Genomic DNA, 24,486 nt, shown 5'->3' with positions numbered 1-24,486 from the left:
ACTGTTCCTTAAACCCGCCAGCCGGAATGGATTGCAGCAATCCCACCCGACAGATTGCGATACTTCACCCGTTCAAACCCGGCATCACGGATCATTGATGCAAAAGTTTCCTGATCGGGGAATTTGCGAATGCTTTCGGCAAGGTATTGATACGCTTCGCGGTTGCCCGCAATCATCCGCCCGATTTCAGGCAAAAGCTTAAACGAATAGGTATCGTAAATCTTGTCAAAGCCCGGCACGACAACCTTGGAAAATTCAAGACATTGAAACTTTCCGCCTGGACGTAGCACACGATAAGCTTCTGAAAGGGCTTCGGTAATACGCGTCACGTTGCGAATGCCAAAGGCGATTGTATAGGCATCAACCGACTTATCAGGCAGCGGCAATTTTTGCGCATCGCCGACGGTCCAATTGATGTTTTGCAAGATACCATGATCGGCTGCACGGTCGCGTCCCACATGCAACATTTCATAGTTGATGTCACAGACCGTGACCGAACCACCGCCGTTTTTCAGGAACCGAAAGGCGATATCGCCCGTCCCGCCAGCAACGTCGAGCAATTTCATACCCGGACGTGGCTTTAACTCGTTAATGAACGAATCTTTCCACAGGCGATGGATACCGCCGCTCATCAGATCGTTCATCAGGTCGTATTTGGACGCGACAGTGTCGAAAACCTCGCGCACCATGGATGCCTTCTGATTTTCGGGAACATCCCGGAAACCAAAATGGGTTGTGTTTTCGCCGTTTTCGCCCGCGGCAGGGTCTGTATGCTTGCTCATGGGCGGAAAATAGCGCAGCAATGTCTTTCCTGCCAGTGGAAAGCCACGCATTTTTGTAAATATCCTGTCGAACTGACGTGCTTTCTGCTAATGCAAAGCATTACGACAAAGAATATAACCTTAAAAGTTCCAAGACGAATCAGAACAGGACACCACCCCAATGAGCTGCATGGTAAAAATTTGTGGGATCAACAGCGAAGACGCCCTGATTGCGGCCATGAGTGCCGGGGCGGACGCATTGGGGTATGTCTTTTTCCCGCCCAGCCCGCGCCACATATCGCTTAAAGGGGTTGCGACCCTGACCAAACAGGTGCCCAACAGCATCCTTAAAGTTGGCCTGTTTGTTGAACCAAGTGACGGGGCGCTGACCAACGCGATTGAGGCCGGCAACCTTGATGTCATTCAGCTTCATGGCAAAGAAAGCCCCGAACGCGTGACCGAGATTAAGGAACGCTTTGGCCTAAAAGTCATGAAGGCAATCTCGGTCAGCACCGCTGAGGACATCGACAAAGCCCAGGCGGCCTATGATGGTGTTGCCGACTTCCTGTTATTTGATGCCAAACCGCCAAAGGACAGTGTCCTTCCGGGGGGTAATGCCGTGTCATTTGACTGGACGCTTTTGACCGGACGCAGCTTTAAAAGTGACTGGATGCTGGCCGGTGGTCTTGATCCGGACAATGTCGCCGAAGCCGTTGAAATTTCGCGCGCACCATGGGTCGATGTTTCATCGGGCGTGGAAAAATCCAAGGGTGTGAAGGATTCGCGCAAAATCGCAAGCTTCATCCATGCCGCTAAGGGCTACTAACCAGCAATACGGCATCCTGGAACCAGAATAAGACCCGAAACCACAACCAAGGCATAAGCCCTTGTGTTGTATGCTTAACCTTTTCTGAAACGATTGGCGCGAAGATCAGCAGGTAAAACTGCGATAATGATCGCCATAAGGGACCAGATGGGTAAAAGCCGATGAAGCCAACATTTCGATCACGGGTACAGATACTGCTTCACGGTGTCGACCGGAAGTCCCGTCTGTCCCTGATCGTGCATCTGGTTTTGGCCAGCGCCATCATCATCAACGTAGTGTCGGTCATTTTTGACTCAGTCCAAGAATTTGCCGACCGGTACTTTGTCACCTTTGCCGTGATCGAGGCCTTTTGCACCCTCATATTTACCATCGAATATGCATTGCGGGTGTGGTCGGCCCCTGACAATCCTGATTTTGCCGGGCCTTGGGCGCGTCTACGCTATATGCTGACACCGATGGCTTTGATCGACTTGATCGCCATCCTGCCGATTTTCCTTTGGATGTTCACGTCCATCGATCTGCGCTTTATCCGAATTGTGCGCCTGTTGCGGCTTCTGAAATTCACCCGCTATTCCACGGGGCTGGAATTGATGTTGCTGGTGTTTCGCCAACAGGCTGGCATCTTTGCCGCCGCCAGTGCCGCCCTTGCCTGCATGTTGGTTTTCAGTTCGGGGGCCATCTATCTTGCGGAACACCAAGCCCAGCCTGATAAACTCGGCAACCTCTTGGATGCGCTGTACTGGTGCGTGATTACACTTGCCACGGTGGGGTACGGCGACGTGGTGCCGGTCACCGCATTTGGCAAGGTCGTCGCCAGTGTCATTTCGCTGACCGGGATTGGTATTGTGGCCGTTCCCGCCGGTATTTTGGCATCGGCCTTTAACAGCGAATTGCGCCGCCGTGAAAACGAATACCGTCATCAGGCCACCCGTCAATTGCTGGGCAAACGCCTGACGGACCGGGTCCGCAACCGATTAAAATCCCATCAAGAAGACCTTGGCATCAGCGATGAACAGGCCCAATCCATCCTTGAAGATATTCGGGTTGTTCACCGCAGCGAAAGCGACGAAATTCTGACCTGCCCGCACTGCCATAACCCGCTGCATATGGAACTAAAAGACGCCGAAACAAATCCAAAACCGCAAAAGTCTTGACGGCAGTTTTTTTTGGGATCATGTTTTGGGTTATGAAAACACACGGCATGAACCCGATCCGCATTTCAAATCGTTGGTGGTGGCTCGCATAAGCGGGCGGCCAAAAAACATGCCCTAAACCAATCGGCCGCCTCATTCTTGCAGGCGGCTTTGTGTTTTCAGACTTCTTTTTTTCTTCTGATGATCACGATCCTCCTGCGGCGATGGCCTCAACAGGAGTTAAAAACGTGACCACCCCGTCCCCAGCCGCTGACAAAGTCACAGCAGCCCAAGAAAACAGCAGCGAATATCGCTACACCACCGATGGCGGTGTCTCTGTCATTCGTCGGATGACCACCATCACCTATGAAAACGCCACCGAGGCGCTGATTGACGCGCTTGATCAGACCAAAGGTGTTTTGCTGTCTTCAAGTTATGAGTTTCCGGGGCGTTATTCGCGTTGGGACATGGGGTTTGATGCACCACCGCTTGAAATCACCGGCCGCGAACGTGGTTTTGCCGTTCGTGCACTCAATGATCGCGGGCGCGTTTTGCTTGATATCATTTCCAACACCTTGGCCAATCACCCCCACATTGATGGCGTGACGGACGGGGATGACGGGCTGTATGGCTATGTCAAAACTCCGGCATCGTGGTTCCCCGAAGAACAACGCAGTCAACAACCAAGCCTGTTTTCCGTTGTCCGCGCCCTTCGCGATCTGTTTGCCCATAAGGGCGATGAACGTCTGGGCTTGTATGGGGCATTTGGCTATGACATCGCGCTTCATTTCGAACAGATCAACCTGACACAGGATCGTCCCGCCGATCATAAGGACATCCACCTTTTCCTGCCTGATCGCCTGATTACGGTCGATCATGCTTCGCGCGTCGCAACCAAAATCGAATATGAATTCATCACCCCCGATGGCCACAGCACCGCCGGGCTTGATCGTATTTCACAGCCGCATCCGCCGTCGCGCGGGGCGAATAATGTGGTTGAAAACGACATGAAATCTGGCGAATACGCCGCCATTGTTGATGAAACCAAACCACGTTTTGCCCGCGGTGAATTGTTCGAAGTTGTGCCAAGCCGCGTTTTCCGCACCCCTTGCACCACCAAACCATCGGAAATTTTCCGCCGCCTGAAACGCCGCAACCCCGCACCTTATGGCTTCCTGATTAATCTTGGTGACGGCGAACACCTGATTGGCGCGTCACCTGAAATGTATGTCCGGGTGAATGGGCAACGCATTGAAACCTGCCCGATCTCGGGCACGATTGCGCGTGGTCGCGATGCGATTGAAGATGCCGAAAACATTCGCACATTGCTGAATTCGACCAAGGATGAGTCGGAACTGACCATGTGCACCGATGTTGATCGCAACGACAAAGCGCGGGTTTGCAAACCGGGCAGCATCCGTATTCTGGGCCGACGTCAGATCGAAATGTATTCGCGCCTGATCCATACGGTTGATCATGTCGAAGGCCGGCTGCGTGACGGGTTTGATGCGCTCGATGCGTTCCTAACCCATTGCTGGGCCGTCACCGTTACCGGCGCGCCAAAACGGGCGGCCATGAAACATATTGAGGCCGTCGAACGCAGTTCACGCGCGTGGTACGGCGGGGCCATTGGGGCTGTTTTGTGCAATGGTGACCTTAATACCGGTCTTACATTACGCACTGTCCGCCTTAAACAGGGTGTCGCCGAAGTCCGCGCTGGCGCGACCTTGCTTTACGACAGCGTGGCCGAGGCCGAAGAAGACGAAACCGTCCTAAAAGCATCGGCCATGATTGATGCCGTCACGCGCGACGCCAAGGATGATGTCGCCATCGACCCGGCGGTATCGGGCATCGGCAAACGTGTCTTGCTGATTGATCACGAAGACAGCTTTGTCCAAAACCTTGCAAGCTATATCCGCGCAACCGGGGCCGAAACCCTGACCCTGCGTCCGGGTTTCCCCGACGAAGCATTTGATGATTTCAAACCTGATTTGGTGTTTTTGTCACCAGGCCCTGGCCGCCCGGATGATTATCGCTTACGTGACAGCATCGAACGTGCGCTTGCCGCGGGGCTTCCGGTTTTTGGGGTCTGTCTTGGCCTTCAGGGGATTGTCGAATTTTTCGGCGGATCATTGGGGCAACTTGTCACACCGATGCATGGCAAACCGTCAAAGGTGAAACTTGATACAACCGATCCGCTGTTTGACGGATTGCCCGACGACATCGTGGTGGGTCGATATCATTCGCTTTTTGCCAATGCAGACGAACTGCCCAGCGATTTGCAGGTTACTGCCCAAAGTGACGATGGCGTCATTATGGGCATCCGCCACAAAAGCCTGCCGATCAGTGCGGTGCAATTCCACCCCGAAAGCCTGCTGACCCTGCAAGGGGATGTGGGAATGCGCATGATCGCAAACCTGTTGCGAAATCCGCATGGGCATCGCCCCGAAGAAGAACTGCCCGACGAAACGGACGAAACCAACGAAGACACGTCGGAAAAAACATCAACCGTAAAGGCCGCCTGACACGCAGATGGCCTTTACCCCCTAAACCATAACGCACCCTGACCTGTCCCCGTCACTCCCCCCAGACGGATATGCACCCCAACAGGTCAGACACTGCAACGGCCGTGCCCCTCCCTCGCGGCCGTTGCTTTGTATCTGCAAAGCCGCATCTTTCAGAAAACCGGGATTACACGTTAAGCGTCTTCTTCATCGTCAAGATGGCCATCGATCACGCTGTAATCGGGCGGCGGGGCTTGGCGGAACTGTTCGGGATTGCCTTTACGTTTTTCACGCGTGCGCGAAATCCAGCCGCCATACTGGCCTTGGGGCTTTGGTTCGGTCGGCGCACCGGCACGGACCGGGCGCGGTGCAAAACGCCCCAAACTGATCAGGCGATCATACATCACAATGTTTGCGGCAATGGCGACATTCACACAAAAACTCATCGGGATTTTGATGATGAAATCGCATTTATCCTGCATGCTTTGCGAAAGGTTGCCGCGTTCCGGGCCCAAAATATAGGCTGCCTGCGATGGATGCTTGAAACTCGGAAGCTCAATCGCATCCGAGGTCAGCTCGACACCGACCATTCGGCATCCCGTCGGCAAAAAGAAATTATCGTGATTGGGGAAATGATAATACGGCATTTGTTCGCCGGACTTTGATGTGTCGGTGATGTTGGAACGCTGCTGGCGAAAGTCCGCATCAACCGTAAAGGCAAAGCTCGCACCAAATGCATGGGCAGAACGAAACAGGGTGCCCACATTTAAAGGCTTACTTGCCCCTTCAATTCCAATCCCGAAATAGCCGCGCATATCTTCCTCCGTGCCGCACCTTTGTCCCGTCGGGTAACAACGGTAACAACGCCGATCAAAACAATGGAACGGGCTATACCCGCATGCGCGAAATAAGGCAAGTAAAGCACCCCAAATCGCACCCCATCAGAATATCTCAACAAAGACGACGGAACATATCCCCATGTCAGCCGTTTGGAATACTAGAAGGTGAAAACACCTTAGGTACTTACAAATAAGGTAAGACACGAGCAAACTTCAACCAAAGCAGGAGAACCAAATGAATTGGGATCAAATCGCCGGACGTTGGAAACAGATGCGTGGTGATGTCAAAAGTGAATGGGGTCGCCTGACGGATGATGAAGTTGATCAGGTCGAAGGCAAGCAGGAAAAGCTTGTCGGCATCGTTCAAGAAAAATACGGCATCGAACGTGAAGAAGCCGAACGTCAAGTAAGCGACTGGTTCGACCGCCTCTAACGGTCCCGCGCCAAAAGACGGACAAAATATATCATTTCGCCCCCATGGACAGGTTCATCCTTGATCCGTGGGGGCGAAACTGTTTTGTATGTCGCCATTCTTAATCGACACCCGTCACCCTGACAGCAAAGATCAAAATCCCGATGGCCGTAAAATCACCCTGCACAGGTGTTTGTGTATTGGATGCTAAATCCGGATTTTGTTCGGGGTGTTTTCGCACCGGCGATGAAATTGGATCATGGCGGGATCTAAGTGACGGTGGCAAAAAGCGCGTGCTTGCCCAGCTTCCCAAACGGCGCGCCGCCACAAAAACAAACGCAAAAACGACATCAGAACGTCAAACAGCCTAGTCCACAACGCCAGTCCACAACGGCAGCCGGTTTGATCACAAACCGATTTTTCGGATGCAAAGCGTCCAAATTTTGCGCCTTAATCACTCTTATCAGACACATTAAACGCGCTTTTGCCACCATCGGCGCGTTCCTGAACGGTTTTTGGGATCGTGATTGAAAACGTCGTGCCCTGACCAATGTTTGATCGCATGTGGACATCCCCGCCCAAAACACTTTCGACAACGCTTTCAACAATCGCCATGCCAAGACCACTGCCCGGATTTGCCGCATTGGCGGTCCAGAACGGTTCAAACACGCGTTCATGTAACTTGGGATCAATGCCGCATCCGTTATCCTGAACGTCGATTTGATAAAAATCGCGGTCGGCATCCACCAACCGAACCGTAATTTCACCATTGGATTGGTCGGCGAAAGCATGCCGTTCCGCATTGTTGATCAAGCTTAGAACCACCTGATCAATCGCGTCGGAATAATGTTTAATCGGCGCCGTTTTCGGCCCGTCAAAAATGATTTGAATGCCGTCTTTTCGAAGCTGGTCGCGCAATGTCGCAACCAAATCGATTAACAGGCTGGAAAGATCAAATTCACGCAGATTGTGGTTTGATTGATCGGCCGCAGTTTGGCGAAAATGCCCGACCAGGGTGACGGTGCGATCCAGATTTTTCTGAACGATGCGAACACCATTTTGAAGATAACTGACATCGTCACGCAATGATTTTGGATCGATTTTTTGCCCATCAATTTTTGCCAAAAGATCATCCAAAAAGGCAGAAAGGGTCGATGTAACCGTCACCGAATTGCCGATGGGGGTGCGCATTTCGTGGGTCACGCCCGCAACGATACGCCCAAGTGACGCCATCCTTCGCACCGACACAAGATGCGCTGCGATACGCTCCTGCGATGCTTGCGCCTGCTTTCGGCGCAAATTGAAAATGCCAATAATACACGACAAAATCGCCATCAGAACGGCACCGATCAGCAAGATTGCAACATCGAACGGCCGCGGCGCCAACAGGGTGTTATATGCTGGCGCGCTCGCAATGATGTAAAGTTTTCCATAACTGCTTTGTGCGATGGATTCGTATGGCAGTCCCGATAATGCAATCGGGGTAATTAAACGGGCAGAATAAAATCGCCCTTCATGCCAAAACACATCCGCCGCCCCGGCATTCAAGGTAACTTTTTGCCAAAGGACTTGTTGATCGCGGGCCATGTTTTCAGGCGCACCGGTCATAAACGCCCAAAGCTTTTCCTCCTCAACCCCGGCCAACCAATAGCCATCTTTGTTCACAAGCTCGGTTCTGGTTGTGCTGTTGCTATCGCGGCCAAAGTCGGCAAGTGGTACGGCCATATCAAGATTGAAAACAAGATAACCGCGCCGACCATCCACCCCCCTGATTGGGGTCGCCAAACGCGCCGTCGGGCGCCACGGGATTTCAATCACACCCCGTTCAACATTAAGATCAATCGGGCTGATATAGACTTCGCCCGACGTCAGTTCCGCCGTTTCGGTAAAGTAATATCGGTTTGATTTGTCCTGCAAACTGCCCACACCAGCGACCTTTAGGCCATCTGGTGTGCGATCAATTCGTATTTCCTCAACCCCATCTTCGCCAAGGATGCGAAGCTGGCTAAAACGCGGTGCGATTGTTGCAATCGACCGAAGCTGTTGAACTGTGGCATTTGGCGCCTGATCAAAGTCGCGAATGGAAGTATTTTGCGCAGCAATCTGCAAAATCTGCGATGCCGCTTCGAACCAGCGGCGGATCGTGTTTTCCCGCGACACCGCGCCAAGCAGAACCTGCCGCGAAACAATATCGTTCTGTTGCTTTCCTTCAACGAATTGCCAGCTTGCCCAACTTCCACCGATCACGATCATGCCGATACAAAAAGCAATCAGCGACGTGCGCCAAAACACACGGCTTTGGTACCAAGTTCTTCCCGCTGATGGCAAAAGTGTAAGCGCAGGCGCGCCGTCCGGCCCCGACTGGCCAGATGCATTAATATCCGACATGCGCCGCGATATCCCAGTGCTTTAACCATTCAATAAAGGCATCGGGATCCATCGGTTTGGCGTAATAAAATCCTTGCGCTGTCTCGATGCCAAGCAGTCGGGCGATTTGATGCTGCTCTCGGGTTTCGACCCCTTCGGCAATCGATTTTAAGCCAAGATTATCTGCCATTGCCTTGGCCGTCGCTGCCACACTGCCGCGTGCCTTATCAATCGTCAGCGTGGAAATGAACGATTTATCGATTTTGATGCCATCAACCGTAAGTGAATCTAAATGACTTAAAGACGAATAGCCTGTGCCAAAATCATCAAGCCAAAGCTTAAAGCCACGGCGCTTAAGTGCAGCCACCCCCATGGATGCGTCTTCATCGACCGAAATTGCCTGGGTTTCGGTGATCTCAAACGAAATAAGTTCTGGCGAAAGATCACTTTCTTCGCATTGTCGGCCAAGGGCCTCGACGAAATCGGAATTACAGATATCTGGTACGGCAAGATTGATCGCGACCGGCAATCTCGACAAACCTGCTTTTTTAAGATCTGCCCAAAAATCCGAAACCGCCGCTAAACTCTGTAACGCAATATCTGCACTGAACCCGGCCCGCTCTGCGATTGGTATGAAAACTGACGGCGGAACAGCTTTGCCATTCATCGCCCACCGGCAAAGTATTTCCGCACCGGAAACATCGCCGGTGGCGACGTTGATTTTAGGCTGAAAAACAAACTTAAATTGCTTGGCCTTTGTTGCTTCGCGCAGGGCCGATTTTATCCGAACTGTTTTTTCAACGTCATGGGCAATATCAGGCGTAAACATCATTGTCGTGCCCGGATGTTCCTGCATCACACGCAGTAAGGTGCTGCGCGCGGCACGGTCAATGTCAGATGGAATTTGCCCTGTCGGGTCCAGATATAAAATCCCGGTTGATGCCGAAACCGAAATTCGGTTGTCTCTGATTAAAAAGATTTCGTCGAAAACACTGTCGATCACCGATTGGGCGACCTCACCAGTGGCATCAACAATACCAAGCGTATATTCACCAATGCGCGCAATCAAAACAGCCTCCCCCAAGGCGTCGCGCAAACGATCGTAAACAGCCGACATAACTTCTTCGGCAAAGGGCAGGCCAAAGGCAACAGCAAGCTGCGGCGCTTCCTCTATCGAGGCGAGTGCAACCGTCGCACTGGCCGATTTCCCCGAAACCAACCAGCCAAGTTCACGACTAAATGCATTATGATTGGGCAATCCCAACCGCTGATCAACAAAGGCAAGCTCACCCAAATGATTGATCAGATCGAGATTTTCAAAACAGATCGCAAGATTGCTGGCAAAAACCTGTAACAGCACGACATCCGTATTGGGCAACCCGCCATTATGTTCAAAGTAAATCACCAGTTCACGGCCAGTTTCGGTGCGAAAGCGCAATGCGATTTTGTTATCGCGCAGTTCGGGCGTCACATTGTCGGGGGCAACATCTTTTACCATGGTTAAGTCGACATCGTCGATCTCGCCCAACTCGGCCCCGACCTTTTCGGAAAAACGCCCAAGGCCGGCCATAACGACCATACGATTGCGGTCGCCATCTGCCGTCGGGCCCACTGCGCATATCGCACCTTCGCATCGCAATCGCAAAATGGCTGCGATCTGGGTCAGGACACCTTCGGCAAACAGCTCAAGATTTTTGTTACTATAAAGACGTTGCGTGCTTTCGATGACCATCTCAAGGCCCGCACGCGTGTCACTCAAACTGCGGATGTGATCATATGACCGTATCGCCGTCGTAAGGGATGTGATCAGTCTTGTACGGCTCAGTTCGTCCTTGGTCCGATAATCATTGATGTCGTAATTTCGGATGACTTCATCTTCTGGCGCCTTCCCGGAATAGCCCGTCCGCAGGATAATCCGTGGTTCGGTAAAGCCAAGATCGCGAATTTCCCCCACCAGACGCAGACCGGTATCAGGCTCCTCCATCACCACATCAAGCATGATCACGGCGATGTTCGCATGGGACTTTAAACAGTGAAGAGCTTCTTGGGCATTGTGTGCATGTAAAAGTTCCACGCCCCGCCCCAGGATATTGACCCTATTAAGCGAAAATACGGTCGCCTCGTGCACATCAAGATCATCATCGACAATCAGAATTTTCCACGTCTCTTCGGACAAAGAATCCGAACCATCATCCTTTGTCAGATCATCATTTGGTGGTGTCGAAGAAGTCTCTTGTTCTTGCGGGCGGGCAGTTTCGGAATAATCGGACATTGCAGATTGCCTCAACAAAAGATCAACACCAAAACGCGGGCTTTGATGCGTCATCGTATTTTGCGGATCAGATAATTCCCTACCTTTGTAATATATGAATAGATGTAAATATTACAACGCCCGGACATATACGTGTGTATAAAACCGCAACACTTCGATGAACCGTTATTCGCCGGATTTAAATTTTCCCTTTCGTAACAATTAGATGACCAAGAAAACGTCATTTCCACATCGGAAAAATAAACCACCAAAAGTTGATTTCCCATCGGCTCTGGGAATCAAATCCGACCATAAATTCCTACTAAAACGTACTTTGCGCGCAATATCGGCCTAAGCAAACTTCCCACGAACGTGGACAGACAAATCGACCCTTTCCGATGTTTACATTTGCCATTTGTCTCTGTGTCCTAACGGCCTAAGATTGCTCTGCGAAATACCGCCCGAAACGATCAAACCGACCCGCAAAAGGCATTGCAAAATGGCCAACACCCCCGAAAAACCAACCGCATCGGCATCTGATCTTCGGCGTATGTGCCGGCAATCACACGCGGCTGTTCTTGCCACCACCGCCATTGGTCATAAGCAAGTTGGCGACGGATGGCCGGTTGCCTCCATGGTGGTTCCGGCCACTGATCTTGATGGCGCGCCCATCCTGCTGATTTCGGAACTGGCCGATCACACCCGCCATTTAAAGGCAGATGCCCGGCTTTCACTGCTTTTCAGCGGATCAGACAATCCATCGAACGCCACGTCACAGATCCAAACCGATACCGCACGCCTGACCCTGTTTGGCCGCGCCATCCCAGATACCTCTGCCGCGGTTCGGAACCGCTACCTTCTGGCGCATCCGGATGCAGCCCAATATGCAGATTTCGCTGATTTTGGATTTTATCGCGTCGACGTGGAAGCCGCCTATTGGGTTGGTGGATTTGGCAAACAACGACGCCTGACCGGCAAACAATTTCTGATTGATGACTGCGACGCGCTTAAAGAAGGGCACGACCAGATTATCAATCATATGAATGCCGACCATCTTGATGCCATTGCCGACATCGTCGCGTACGAGACCGATCATGCCAGTGATCTTGACTGGAAGATGATTTCCATTGATTGCGATGGCATGGTTTTAGGAACCGATTTGCCCGAGTCCCCCAACATCAGAATAGAATTCCCCCATCCGGTGCACGCGCCCACCGACGCACGGCAGATTTTGGTCGAAATGTGCAAAAAATCGCGCGACTTAAAGGCCTGATTTGGTTTGTGAAGATTTAATTGTCGGGTCTGAACACAGAATTTTCACAAACGCAAAAACACCTACGTTTTCCTTGGTATTTGGCAAAAGGACCGGTTGCTTTTAAGACACCTTTGTAACAATATGTCTCTACGCAAACTTTTCCCACAATTGTTTGTGTAAAATTGAAGATTTAACCCCCAGATTCAATTTCCCACCAGGAGAGATTCGTGCTGCAATCAGGACCCGTTGTCAGCCGTGTAGGCCTTGAAACTCATGGCCTCAAAAACCTTGGCGCCGTTCATTGGAACCTTGACGCTGCTGGCCTTTACGAACATGCGATCCGTCGCAACGAAGGTAAAATCGCTAAGGGTGGTGCCTTTGTCGCACTGACCGGCGAACATACCGGCCGTTCCCCGCTAGACCGCTTCATCGTTGAAGAAGAAAGCACCAAAAATGATATTGATTGGGGCGACGTCAATCGCCCGGTCAGCCCGGACGTTTTCGAGCGCCTGTACCAAAAAGTGCGCGCTTACTTCCAGGGCACCGAACTGTTCGTTCAAGATTGCTATGCCGGTTCCGATCCGCGTTTCCGCCTGCCGGTACGTGTGATCAACGAAAATGCGTGGCATAACCTTTTTGCCCGCAACATGTTCATCCAGCCGCAAAAAGAAGAACTGCGTGATTTTGCGCCGGAATTTACCGTGTTGCATGCACCAGGTCTTCAGGCCGATCCAGAAGTCGACGGAACCCGTTCCAACGTCTTCGTGATGGTCAGCTTTGAACGTAAAATGGTTATCATCGGCGGCACTTGGTATGCCGGTGAAATGAAGAAATCGATCTTCTCGGTTCTGAACCACATTCTGCCGGGCAAGGGCGTCATGCCGATGCATTGCTCTGCCAACATGGGCAAAGACGGCGACACCGCCATCTTCTTTGGTCTGTCTGGCACCGGTAAAACCACCCTTTCCGCTGATGCATCGCGCACCCTGATTGGCGATGACGAACATGGCTGGGGCGAAGAAGGCGTCTTTAACTTCGAAGGCGGCTGCTATGCCAAGGTGATCAAGCTTTCCAAAGAAGCTGAGCCGGAAATCCACGCCACGACCGAACGTTTCGGAACGGTTCTTGAAAACGTTGTGATGAACAAGCAATCGCGCGAGCTTGATCTCGACGATGCCCGTCACACCGAAAACACCCGCTCCTCCTATCCGATCGAATTCATTCCGAACGCATCGGATAACGGCCGTGGTGGTCACCCGAAAAACATCATCATGCTGACCTGTGATGCCTTTGGCGTTTTGCCGCCGATTGCAAAACTAAGTTCGGCACAGGCGATGTATCACTTCCTGTCGGGTTATACCGCAAAGGTTGCTGGCACCGAAAAAGGCGTCAAAGAACCGACCGCTGCGTTCTCTGCCTGCTTTGGCGCACCGTTCATGCCGCGTCATCCGTCCGTCTATGCCAAGCTTCTTGGTGAACTGATGGAAAAACATGGTGCAAACTGCTGGCTGGTGAATACCGGCTGGTCGGGCGGCGCCTATGGCGTTGGATCACGCATGAAGATCGGTTACACCCGTGGCCTTTTGAATGCAGCCCTGAACGGCGAGTTGGAAAATGCTGATTTTGCAACCGATCCGTATTTCGGTCTGGCCTATCCGACCGCCTGTGGCGACATTCCGGCAAGCGTGCTGAACCCACGTGAAAGCTGGAACGACAAAGACGCCTACGACAAGGCGGCTGCCAACCTGACCGGTCTGTTTGAAAAGAACTTCACCAAGTTCGAAGAACACGTCACCGACGACGTCCGCGAAGCTGCCATCCGCAGCAGCGCAGACGTCAAAGCTGCCGAATAAGTGGCGCGTTGACCAAAACGACGACCAAGACAAAGGCCGGTGCATGCACCGGCCTTTTTTCGTTGCTGTCGCATTAAGAACAATCTGAAGAATTTCGACGCATAAGACCCGAAACGCAGAGTTCGGCTTTATCGGCGTCGCGTGCTGTTATCGCGCCAATACAAACTGATGTCGGCCTCGGGCTTGCCAAACAAGTAACCTTGGGCAAAATCAAACCCGGCCTTGGTGATCAGTTCGCGCATTTTGTCGGTTTCGATCATCTCGCCGACCACTTTGACATCAATTGAATGACACAGATCGACCAATGATCGCATGAACGCCTGACCTTTGCGCGACTTCATCGACTGGTGAATGGATTCCCCGTCAATCTTGACGTAATCAACCTCAAGCGCGCTGAGATATCGGAAATTCGACGCCCCGGTGCCAAAGTCATCCAAACAAATCTCAACACCAAATTCCCGGAACCGGCTGATCCATTTCGCCGCGCTGTCTATGTCGCTGATTTCGGATGTTTCGGTGATCTCGATCATCAATTGACCAAGCGTATCGCGGTTGCGTTCAAAAAGCGCAATGACCGACCGGCAAAAATCGGGGTTGCCCAATGAATGCCCCGACACATTGGTCGCGACCCGCACGGTTAAGCCTTCATCAAGTTGCGATCTGATCCATTTGATGGTTCGGCGCATCATCGCCAAATCAAGGCGATGCACCATATTTACCTGCTCGGCAAACGTGATCAGCTGCTGGGTCGGGATCAGCTCGCCATCGTCGTTATAGAACCGAACCAGCACTTCAAAATGATGAATTTCCGCCGATGGCAGGCGCACAATTGGTTGATAGGCCGCATCGAACTTTAATTGATCGACCCGGGTGCCAAAATCATGCATCGCGGAAAAGGTATCATTGACCAGATTATTCGCCTGCCCCATGAGGCGCGAAAACGTAAACCCGTGTTCCTGACGGTCACAAAAACGCCGGATGGAATACAACACACCGCGCGCCAAATCACCGGGCGGAATAACTTCGGCGGTGAAATCGGTGACCGATGAACTGACTTCGATGCCAAGTCCTTTTGGATCGGCATCGCGTGCGCAATCGACAATCCGTTGTTCAAGTTCGCCAATCGGCACATCCGGGCGATGAAGCATTCCAAACTGATTGCTGCCAAGACGCCCAGCCGTATCGCCCGCCACAGAATGCGCGCGCAAAAACGCCCCAACACTTGCCAAAAGCTCGTCGCGTTCAATCTGCTCCATGCGTTTACACAAAGGATCAAACGCGTTGAGTGTCATCAAGGTAAATTTATGCTGGATCCCGGTTTCGCGCTGCGTGACAAGGCGTTCGGTCACAACCTTGGACAGGCTTTCTTCGTCCAAAAGCCCGGTTTCGTGATCACGCTGAATGGATCGGGCAACGTCGGGCGGCAATGCGTTGATCGCAACCCGAAGCGCTACAAAAAAGTGATCGCCAAGATCAGGCAGGAAATAGCCACTCATCGATACCGGCGGGGTCAGCTGTTGGTCGGCCTGAACAAAGCGCACCTGAATATTGTCCATCCGCCCGCGTCTGCGCGCGACCTGAAGCATTTCAGTCACCAGCGGCTGAAACTGTTTTGCCAGCAGGCTGTGGAAAAGATGGCCTGATAAGTCTTGCGGTCGACGGCCAAGAATGCTGTCAGACGCACCAGACGCAAAAACAATTCGAAAATCGCCATCCAGTTCCAAAAGGATGTCACCCCAAACAAATGCAAGTGCAGCAAAGCGATTGCGCTCATTTCGAAGTTCGGTGGTGCGCGCCTTTGTAAGCTTATCCAAAGCGTCCTCTTACGCTGTTTCGAAATACCGAAACCATTCACTTCCCCGGATACGATAAATACCGAGAAAACATCGTCTTTTGCAACATGGCCTCAGGCATCATCCCCCCATTGCCGTTAACAAGGGTTTTACGTCTTCATGATTTCTCATTGCGATGCGTAAAGGGGAAAATTCGTAATGCCAAAGAAACCAAATGCACGTGAACGACGTACTGACCCATGTATCGTTATCTTGGGTATTTTTGGTCTCGGCGCGAGGTTTTAAACTGAGAAAGTTAACAATTTAAGCCATAACACGCTGCGCATAACGCATAGCTACAATGCTTTTCATCGCCGCACATACCGATGGTTTGCAATAACACACAGATCGCCTACAAATATCCATATCGTTCACACCACGCGTAACCTCATTATTGATAAGGCCTGCTGATCATGACATCGCTCCTGAAACCCCGCTCGGACCTGCCCCGTATGGACGCGGACTCGGTTCTGATTTTTGATCTCGACAACACGCTTTATCCTTCTGCCTGCAACCTGTTTGCCCAGGTATCGGACCTTATCGGCAATTATGTGCGCGATACCCTTTCTTTGGAACCGGACGAAGCCCACCGAGTTCAAAAGGACTATTTTCATCGCTATGGCACCACGTTGCGCGGACTGATGACCGAACATAAAATCGATCCGGCCGACTATCTTGATAAGGTGCACGACATCGATGTGTCCGTTGTCGCCCCGGCACCTGATCTGGCAAAGGCCCTGGATGACTTGCCCGGTCGCAAGCTGATTTTCACCAACGCATCGCGTGGCCATGCCGAACGTGTGATGGGCCGCCTTGGCATTGCCGATCGGTTTGAAACCATCTTTGACATCGTTGATGCCAACTATATCCCCAAGCCACAGCAAGAACCCTATGACCTGCTTTTGGCGCGTGATGATATTAATCCTGCCAAAGCCGTCTATTTTGAAGACATGGCAAAAAATCTGCTGCCGGCCAAGGAAATGGGCATGACGACGGTTTGGGTGCATACCGATGTTGAATGGGCGCAGGCCGGCAATGACGACCCGCGCATTGATCACCATACCGACGATCTGGTTGGCTTTTTGCGCACCCTTGCCAAGGCCGCGTAAAACGCCATCAGGGTGACTTTTAATGCGTTGGGGATCAATCACGGCAAGGCATCTGGCCTTGCCACGCGCGCTTGGCATGATTTGTAATCGTTACAACGTTGAGATTACCACCGTCTTCGTTTATTGCTGTTCCCCATACGGATCAGGATTGGAACGTGGCCGACATAGGCCCGTGTACGCAAATTGGCGGAGTTGACTTCAAAGCCTGCTTTGACCATTCTCCGCCCGACGAATTTAAGGCTGACCGCAAGGACCTTCGAACAATGAACAAAACCGAACTTGAAGGCGTGATTAACGTCGCTTGGGAAAACCGCGACGAAATCAATTCCGCCACACAGGGCGAAATCCGCAAAGCTGTTGATCAGGCACTTCATGCCATGGATCGCGGTGAACTGCGTGTTGCCGAAAAGATTGAAGACAAATGGGTCGTCAATCAGTGGGCAAAAAAGGCGGTTCTGCTGTCTTTCCGTCTCAATGACATGACCACCATCGCAGGTGGTCCGGGCGAAAACACCAACTGGTGGGACAAAGTCCCGTCGAAATTCGAAGGTTGGGGTGAAGCCGAATTTAAAAATGCCGGTTTCCGCGCCGTTCCGGGCAGCATCGTGCGCCGTTCGGCCTATGTCGCACCGGGCACCGTTCTGATGCCAAGCTTTGTCAATCTTGGCGCGTATGTTGATACCGGTGTGATGGTTGATACTTGGGCGACGGTTGGCTCCTGCGCACAGATCGGCAAAAACGTTCACCTTTCGGGTGGTGCTGGTATCGGTGGCGTTCTTGAACCGCTTCAGGCCGGACCGGTCATCATCGAAGACAACGCCTTTATCGGCGCACGTTCAGAAATCGTCGAAGGTGTCATCGTTGAAGAAGGTGCCGTTATTTCGATGGGTGTCTTCATTGGCGCATCGACCAAAATCATCGACCGCACCACTGGCGAGACCTTTGTTGGTCGCGTCCCGGCCTACTCGGTCGTCGTGCCGGGCAGCATTGCGGGCAAACCGCTTCCCGATGGAACGCCAGGACCGAGCCTTTATTGCGCGGTGATCATCAAACGTGTTGATGAAAAAACCCGTTCGAAAACCTCGATCAATGAACTGCTGCGCGACTAATCTGCGACGCGCGATGCGATCATGATATTCATGATATAAGGGGCGAAACGGATGGCTGTTTCGCCCCTTAATGTATATTTGTTCTTCTTTTGTTTCACGTGAAACAAAATAATAGGTGTAAATTCCTATTCCCCACCAAAAGACACGAACCAAGAGAATGCCAATGTCGACAGCCCTTGAACTTGCACAATCCCTGATCCGCTGCCCATCGGTGACCCCGGCCAATGCGGGTGCGCTTGATGTCCTGCAAAAGGCACTCGAAGCGCGCGGTTTTGAATGCAAACGCAAGGTGTTTGACAGCGATGGCAGCGATGCCATTGATAACCTGTATGCCCGTCTGGGCACCAAGGGACGCAATTTCTGCTTTGCCGGGCACACCGATGTTGTGCCCGCAGGCGATCGCGATGCATGGACCGTCGATCCGTTCGGTGGCGAAGTCAAAGACGGCCGGCTGTTTGGGCGCGGTGCGGTTGACATGAAAACCGGAATTGCCTGTTTTGTCGGCGGGGTCGATGCGTTTTTGGCCGCCCATCCCGATTTTGATGAAAGCATCAGCTTCCTGATCACCGGTGACGAAGAAGCCGACGCCATCAACGGCACCGTCAAATTGATCGAATGGTGCGACCAGCAAGGCGAAAAATTCGATACTTGCCTGGTGGGGGAGCCGACCAATCCAAAATATCTCGGCGAAATGATGAAGATTGGCCGTCGCGGATCCATCACGGGATGGCTGACGGTGTTTGGTGCGCAGGGCCATGTCGCCTATCCCCATTTGGCAGACAATCCTGTGCCGCGCATGATCAAGGTTCTTGATACCCTTAATTCCCGTGAACTTGATCAGGGGACGGATCATTTCCAACCCAGCAACCTTGAAGTCACCACCGTTGATGCGGGTAACAGCGCAACCAACGTTGTCCCGGCCAAGGTTTCAGCCGCGTTTAACATCCGCTTTAATGATCAGCATACCGGTGCTGATCTTGAAAAATGGATCCGGGATGTCTGCGCGCAACATGCCGGCGCACATGACCTGACAGTCAAAATTTCCGGGGATGCCTTCCTGTGCAATCCCGGCAAACTGGCCAATTTGATTGCCGATGCTTCGGAAAAAGTCACCGGGAAACGCCCGGAAATGAGCACGACCGGCGGCACATCCGACGCCCGCTTCATTCAAAAATACTGCGAAGTCGCCGAATTTGGCCTTGTCGGGCAAAGCATGCACAAGGTCGATGAACATGCCATGGTCGACGACATCGAAAATCTGAGCACGATTTACAGCGAAGTTTTGTCGGGATACTTTCAAAAAGACTGAAGAAAGACCTGAAGATAGATAGGACCGATCTCGTAAGGGACATGTACAGGATATCTGCGAAATGACCGGAACAAAAAAGCCAACCAATCGCCCCACCAAAATCACACAGGGGGACTTTGTTCCAAAGGTCATTTTGCCAGATCGTGCGGGAAAATCCGTCGACCTTACCGATCAACTTATCGCGGGTAACACGCTGGCCTTGTGGCTGCTAGATGACAAACCCACCAAGGCCGAATGGCAAGAAATCGACCAATTCCTAGAAGACACCAAAACCCACGAAGTTTTGACGTTTCTGGTGATTGGCGGGAAGAAAAGCCCGAAAAAGGCCGAAAAATCATCCAAGAAAGTCACCGAACTGTATGACGAGGCAAATGCGGTTCGCGCATTATTTGATGCCAAAGAACCATCAATCGTCATCATCGATCCAAACCATCGCCTTGCGGCAATCGAACCACGCAGCAACCTGAGCAAGGTTGTTACGACCTGCCAGTCGATACATACGGCAAGCAGCCCGACAGCCGCCAATTACCAAGCCCCGGTTCTGGTGATGAAAGATGTGCTTGAACCGGAACTATGCGCGGAATTGCTGCGCTATTGGCAAGACGGCGACAAGCGTGCTGATGGCGTTTCCCAAGGATCGTCGAACAACAGCACAGCCAAGGCAGAGATTAAGAAACGCAATGACGTCGTGCTGCTTGACGAGGCGTTGTTCAACCGAGTGAAAAGCCGCATTGTTTCGCGCCTTGCGCCAGAACTGTTAAAGGCGTTCCACTTCCGAACCGCCAGCATGGAAGTCCTGCGTATCGGCTGTTACGACGCAGCCGAAGAAGGCCATTTTGCCCGCCACCGCGATAACCGCACAGCATTCACCGCCCACCGCCGGTTTGCCGTGTCGCTTAATCTGAATGACATCGATTATGAAGGCGGTCAGGTCCGGTTCCCTGAATACGGCCAAACTTTGTATGCCCCGCCCCCCGGTGGCGCGCTTGTCTTTTCCTGTTCGTTGCTGCACGAAGCCATGCCGGTGACCAAGGGAAAACGTTTTGCCATTTTCACCTTCTTGACCGACGAAGCAGGCGCATTGGCCGAACAAAAAATGATCGCCAGCCGAAACCAGCAAATTTCGCCGCTGGCGATGAAGCGCTAACGCAGGCGGAGGTCGGGGGCCGCGACAATACGGCTTTGCCTCGTTAGCCGCCCGCCCCACCTGCGCGCAGGTTGTTTGCCCGCAATTCATCAAGCGTATGCCCTGACCTAGCCCGCCACCGCCGCCGCCTGCGGGCGTGGCGGCACGTTTTCGCATGCCTAATTTGAATTAAAGACCATCGGAATGCCGGGCAACCTCTTGCCCGAACCGATCATTGCATCCGCACCGAAAAATAATTCCCGCTTAAATTTGACTGTCAGCAAAGGGTTGCGCCACGAACAACTCTTTTCTTGCTGTGGATCAATGTAAATTACAAAGCAAGTATGCTAATTAAAATGACCATCCTGCGAACGCACTTGGCGACACCTAACGTGCGTACTTCACGCTGACTTCCGTCAAAGCCGGCCCCATTTTAAGGACTTTTGACATGCCCATCCATAAAGTTGATCTCAACGACCAATCCACATTGCGCGATATCTACACAACGGACGCCTCGGAAAATAGCCTTCCGAAGTATCGCTTGCCCGATGGTGGTTCAGAGCCCCATGCAGCTTATTCGTTGGTACGTGATGAACTCCTTTTAGACGGGAACGCCCGGCAAAACTTGGCAACGTTCTGCACAACCTGGGTTGAGGACGAAGTTAAGCAATTAATGACGGATTCCGTCGATAAGAACATGATCGACAAAGACGAATATCCACAAACTGCCGAGATTGAAAATCGGTGCGTGCATATTCTCGCCGATCTTTGGCACGCTGAGAAATCCTGGGAAACCATTGGTTGTTCGACCACGGGTTCGAGCGAGGCCGCGATGCTTGGCGGACTGGCCTTTAAGTGGAAGTGGCGTGCGCGGCGCGAGGCCGAAGGCAAAGACACAAGCAAACCAAATATTGTGACCGGCCCCGTGCAGATATGCTGGAAGAAATTTGCCCGCTATTTCGATGTTGAAATCCGTGAGGTTCCGCTGAAAGGCAATGCCCTTGGCTTGCAGCCTGAAGACCTGCGCGAATATTGCGATGAAAACACCATCGGCGTCGTTGCCACATTGGGTGTGACCTTTACCGGCATCTACGAGCCAGTCGAAGCCTTGGCGCGTGAATTGGACGCCATGGAACGCGATCTTGGGCTTGATATCCCAATTCATGTCGATGCAGCGTCCGGCGGTTTTATCGCGCCATTTATTCAAGAAGACCTTGTTTGGGACTTCAAGATTGAACGTGTTCGGTCGATCAATGCATCAGGCCACAAATACGGTTTGGCGCCACTTGGTGTTGGCTGGGTGATCTGGGCATCCAAAGAAGACCTTCCTGAGGATTTGATTTTTTACGTGGATTACTTGGGCGGCAACATGCCGACATTCGCGTTGAACTTCTCGCGCCCGGGCGGTGAAATTATTGCGCAATATTACAATTTCCTGCGCCTAGGCCGCGAAGGATATACCGCAATTCAGCAGGCTTGTTCCGATACCGCCCAATGGCTGGGCAAAGAGCTTGCGAAAATTGGGCCTTTCGAAATGGTCTATGACGGTCATGGTGGCTTGCCTGCTGTTGCCTATAAGCTGACAGATGAAGATCACGGCTTCACACTTTATGACCTGTCCGAGCGGGTTCGTATGCGTGGCTGGCAGATCGCATCCTATCCACTGCCGTCCGACCGCCAAGATACGGTCGTTCAGCGCATCCTGATCCGACACGGGGTGAGCCGCGATCTGGCCAAACTTCTTCTTGATGATATGAAGCGTGCGCTTGATCACCTGTCAAAGAACCCCATTGTTCATTCCACTGCGAAACCGGGGTTCCATCATGGCTAGTCGAGGCGGCCTAACGGCCACTATGGCAAGGCTTGCCAAGCTGCTGCCCTGCTTATCGTTGCTTGTTGTCTCTGTCCCTGCATTTGCGCAAAATGCGGGGACAGAGTCCTCGCCGAGTGTTGTCGGGCAAATATTTGACCGGATCGAACCGGTTACCGAAGCCGGAATTCACGGGTTTTTCCAACTTCTCGATAACCAGCCGATTGCCTTTATCCTGCTTGCGCTGACACTTGGTACTTTCATCGGCAAGTTCAGCGTCAAGACGATATCTCTTGGGTCGACCGCAGGCACCCTTTTGGTTGGGGTTGTGCTGTCGATGATTGCCCAAGGTGCGTATGGCATCACCTATTCGATCCCGGGGATTTTATCCTCGTTCATGCTGCTTTTATTCATGTATGCGCTTGGCTTGAAAGTTGGTCCCCAGTTCTTTTCGGGGCTGCGCAAAGGTGGCTTGGCCTTCATTGGGATCGGGGTAATTGTTTGGGCGCTGAATTGGGTCATCTGCTATTTCGGTGCAAAGCTGTTTGATCTTGCGCCGGGCTATGCAACCGGCCTGATTTCAGGAAGCTATACAATCACCGCCATCCTTGGTGTTGGTCAGGGGGCGATGGCCAGTGGCGCCTATGTGCCACCTGTCGGCATGACGGTCGAAGAAGTCGGTGCCAACATGGCCGCCGCCTACGCGATCAGCTATGTTTTGTCGACGGTCGGCATCATCCTTCTTATTCGTTATCTGCCGCGTATCTTTGGCTTTGACGCCAAAGCCGACGCAAAACTGGCAGAAGCGGAATATAGCGGCGGGGCCAGCCACCCTGTACCGGGGGCACCCGGGGCGTTGACCATGGGGGCATCCCCCTATGATCTGCGCGCCTTTAGCGTGACCCACCCGCTGTTTATCGGGCGGACCATTTCGCAATTGGCCGAAGATTTTCCAGATGTTCCGATTTTGCGCATCGTGCGTAATCAGGACGTTTTGGATCTATCAAGTGATCCCAAGATCGCCGAAAACGACATCGTGACGGTACGCGCAAACGTACATGATTTGATCCTCAAAGAAGGCGAGTTGATTGGACCTGAATCCGATGATCAGCTCGCACGTAACGTGCCGCTGGAAGTCGCCGATATTCATATCGGCTCCCACCAGATTTCTGGGCAGACGCTTGAACAGCTTGAAAGCCACGGAACCGGCGGGATAGAGGTTCAAGCTCTTTTCCGTGTGGGCAACGAACTGCCGCTCGGGCCCAAAAGTGATGTGCGTTTTGGCGATGTTTTGCGCCTGACCGGCCCCGACGCCGCAATCAAGGCGGCTGCAAAGCAACTTGGTGGGCATGCTATCTTGCCAACCCTGAAATCCGAGGTGCTCTTTCTCGCCCTTGCCATGCTGGTGGGGTATTTGGTCGGGATCATCACAGTTACGATTTCGGGTATCCCATTCGCCCTGGGAACATCGGCTGGCGTCATCATGGCCGGTGTGCTTGTCAGTTACCTTCGTAGCCGAAACCCCGGTTTTGGCGGCCCGGTGCATGAAGGTGCCAGAAGCTTCCTTCAGGACTTCGGGCTGAATGCTTTTGTCGCGGTCTTGTCGGCCAATGTCGGCCCCAAAGTTATTTCCGCACTTGGTGGGGAAACGATCTTGTGGCTAGCCCTGATCGGGGTTGTGGGCGCACTGATACCGCCACTGGTCGCTTTTTGGGTCGGGGTCAAAGTGTTCGGGCTGAATTCGATCATTTCCGATGGTGCAACAACCGGGGGCCGAAACAGTACCCCGGGCCTGAATGCGATTATGGAAGAATCGAAAAGCTCGGTCGCAGCGGTTCCTTACCCCGTCAGCTATGCCCTGACGACGGTGTTGGCATTGATTGGTGGCTACTTCTCGATGATTTTATCATAGAAAACCCGTGCGCTGATATATCGAAACATCAGCCACGTGCTTAACAAACAGGACTGCCCCGCTCATGGAAATGACGCG

At 52.4% G+C, this 24,486-nt stretch carries 18 protein-coding genes; 13 read left to right on the top strand and 5 right to left on the bottom strand.

The genetic code is table 11. The features are described from left to right. Positions 1-8: 8 nt before the first annotated feature. On the bottom strand, positions 9-782 hold the full coding sequence (gene ubiE / locus HCZ99_RS05520; RefSeq protein ID WP_167445997.1) for a bifunctional demethylmenaquinone methyltransferase/2-methoxy-6-polyprenyl-1,4-benzoquinol methylase UbiE: 774 nt from the start codon (positions 780-782) through the stop codon (positions 9-11). A 160-nt stretch (positions 783-942) separates the two neighbouring features. On the opposite strand from ubiE, the gene HCZ99_RS05515 reads away from it, so the two are divergent. The 3 genes from HCZ99_RS05515 to HCZ99_RS05505 all read left to right on the top strand — a co-directional run bounded on the left by HCZ99_RS05515 (position 943) and on the right by HCZ99_RS05505 (position 5,245). Further along, positions 943-1,587 (top strand): phosphoribosylanthranilate isomerase, encoded by a 645-nt coding sequence (locus HCZ99_RS05515; protein WP_167445881.1) that lies wholly within the window; start codon positions 943-945, stop codon positions 1,585-1,587. Positions 1,588-1,748: 161 nt separating this feature from the next. Beyond that, positions 1,749-2,741, top strand: coding sequence for an ion transporter (locus HCZ99_RS05510; protein ID WP_167445880.1), 993 nt, complete (start codon positions 1,749-1,751; stop codon positions 2,739-2,741). 227 nt (positions 2,742-2,968) lie between these two features. Beyond that, on the top strand, positions 2,969-5,245 hold the full coding sequence (locus HCZ99_RS05505) for an anthranilate synthase component I (protein ID WP_368484231.1): 2,277 nt from the start codon (positions 2,969-2,971) through the stop codon (positions 5,243-5,245). A 173-nt stretch (positions 5,246-5,418) separates the two neighbouring features. Here the strand turns inward: HCZ99_RS05505 and HCZ99_RS05500 are convergent, their stop codons facing one another. Then, a complete protein-coding gene (locus HCZ99_RS05500; RefSeq protein WP_167445878.1) occupies positions 5,419-6,039 on the bottom strand; it encodes an RNA methyltransferase in 621 nt (206 codons plus the stop codon). 259 nt (positions 6,040-6,298) lie between these two features. Here HCZ99_RS05500 and HCZ99_RS05495 point away from each other — a divergent pair, with 259 nt between their 5' ends. Both HCZ99_RS05495 and HCZ99_RS05490 read left to right on the top strand, forming a co-directional pair. Continuing rightward, the gene (locus HCZ99_RS05495) at positions 6,299-6,496 is read left to right on the top strand and encodes a CsbD family protein (RefSeq protein WP_167445877.1); all 198 of its coding nucleotides are present in this window, start codon (positions 6,299-6,301) and stop codon (positions 6,494-6,496) included. 143 nt (positions 6,497-6,639) lie between these two features. After that, complete coding sequence (locus tag HCZ99_RS05490) at positions 6,640-6,846, top strand: DUF1289 domain-containing protein (protein ID WP_167445876.1); 207 nt, start codon at positions 6,640-6,642, stop codon at positions 6,844-6,846. 79 nt (positions 6,847-6,925) lie between these two features. Here the strand turns inward: HCZ99_RS05490 and HCZ99_RS05485 are convergent, their stop codons facing one another. Next, a complete protein-coding gene (locus HCZ99_RS05485; RefSeq protein WP_167445875.1) occupies positions 6,926-8,863 on the bottom strand; it encodes an ATP-binding protein in 1,938 nt (645 codons plus the stop codon). Then, on the bottom strand, positions 8,850-11,114 hold the full coding sequence (locus HCZ99_RS05480; protein WP_167445874.1) for an EAL domain-containing protein: 2,265 nt from the start codon (positions 11,112-11,114) through the stop codon (positions 8,850-8,852). The genes HCZ99_RS05485 and HCZ99_RS05480 overlap by 14 nt, the downstream gene beginning before the upstream one ends. A gap of 478 nt (positions 11,115-11,592) precedes the next feature. On the opposite strand from HCZ99_RS05480, the gene HCZ99_RS05475 reads away from it, so the two are divergent. Next, positions 11,593-12,366 carry a HugZ family protein gene (locus tag HCZ99_RS05475; protein ID WP_167445873.1) on the top strand — a complete coding sequence of 258 codons (774 nt, stop codon included), beginning with the start codon at positions 11,593-11,595 and terminating at the stop codon, positions 12,364-12,366. Between the two features lie 209 nt (positions 12,367-12,575). Then, positions 12,576-14,201: a phosphoenolpyruvate carboxykinase gene (locus HCZ99_RS05470; protein WP_167445872.1), complete on the top strand. Its 1,626-nt coding sequence runs from the start codon at positions 12,576-12,578 to the stop codon at positions 14,199-14,201. A gap of 128 nt (positions 14,202-14,329) precedes the next feature. On the opposite strand, the gene HCZ99_RS05465 is transcribed toward HCZ99_RS05470, so the two are convergent. Next, positions 14,330-16,015, bottom strand: a complete 1,686-nt coding sequence (locus HCZ99_RS05465) for an EAL domain-containing protein (RefSeq protein WP_167445871.1) — start codon at positions 16,013-16,015, stop codon at positions 14,330-14,332. Between the two features lie 431 nt (positions 16,016-16,446). On the opposite strand from HCZ99_RS05465, the gene HCZ99_RS05460 reads away from it, so the two are divergent. From HCZ99_RS05460 to HCZ99_RS05435, 6 genes are all read left to right on the top strand, one after another. After that, positions 16,447-17,142, top strand: coding sequence for a pyrimidine 5'-nucleotidase (locus tag HCZ99_RS05460; RefSeq protein ID WP_167445870.1), 696 nt, complete (start codon positions 16,447-16,449; stop codon positions 17,140-17,142). A gap of 263 nt (positions 17,143-17,405) precedes the next feature. Next, complete coding sequence (gene dapD, locus HCZ99_RS05455; protein WP_167445869.1) at positions 17,406-18,251, top strand: 2,3,4,5-tetrahydropyridine-2,6-dicarboxylate N-succinyltransferase; 846 nt, start codon at positions 17,406-17,408, stop codon at positions 18,249-18,251. 163 nt (positions 18,252-18,414) lie between these two features. Next, entirely contained in the window at positions 18,415-19,560 is a 1,146-nt protein-coding gene (gene dapE, locus HCZ99_RS05450) for a succinyl-diaminopimelate desuccinylase (RefSeq protein WP_167445868.1), read from the top strand. 61 nt (positions 19,561-19,621) lie between these two features. After that, the gene (locus HCZ99_RS05445) at positions 19,622-20,707 is read left to right on the top strand and encodes a 2OG-Fe(II) oxygenase (protein WP_167445867.1); all 1,086 of its coding nucleotides are present in this window, start codon (positions 19,622-19,624) and stop codon (positions 20,705-20,707) included. 427 nt (positions 20,708-21,134) lie between these two features. Further along, entirely contained in the window at positions 21,135-22,517 is a 1,383-nt protein-coding gene (locus HCZ99_RS05440; RefSeq protein WP_167445866.1) for a glutamate decarboxylase, read from the top strand. Further along, positions 22,510-24,408: an aspartate:alanine exchanger family transporter gene (locus tag HCZ99_RS05435; RefSeq protein ID WP_217701455.1), complete on the top strand. Its 1,899-nt coding sequence runs from the start codon at positions 22,510-22,512 to the stop codon at positions 24,406-24,408. The genes HCZ99_RS05440 and HCZ99_RS05435 overlap by 8 nt, the downstream gene beginning before the upstream one ends. Positions 24,409-24,486: the final 78 nt, after the last annotated feature.

This window comes from Thalassospira lucentensis (assembly GCF_011806425.1).
Taxonomy (GTDB): domain Bacteria; phylum Pseudomonadota; class Alphaproteobacteria; order Rhodospirillales; family Thalassospiraceae; genus Thalassospira; species Thalassospira lucentensis_B.
This window is presented reverse-complemented; position numbering and strand designations above follow the sequence as displayed.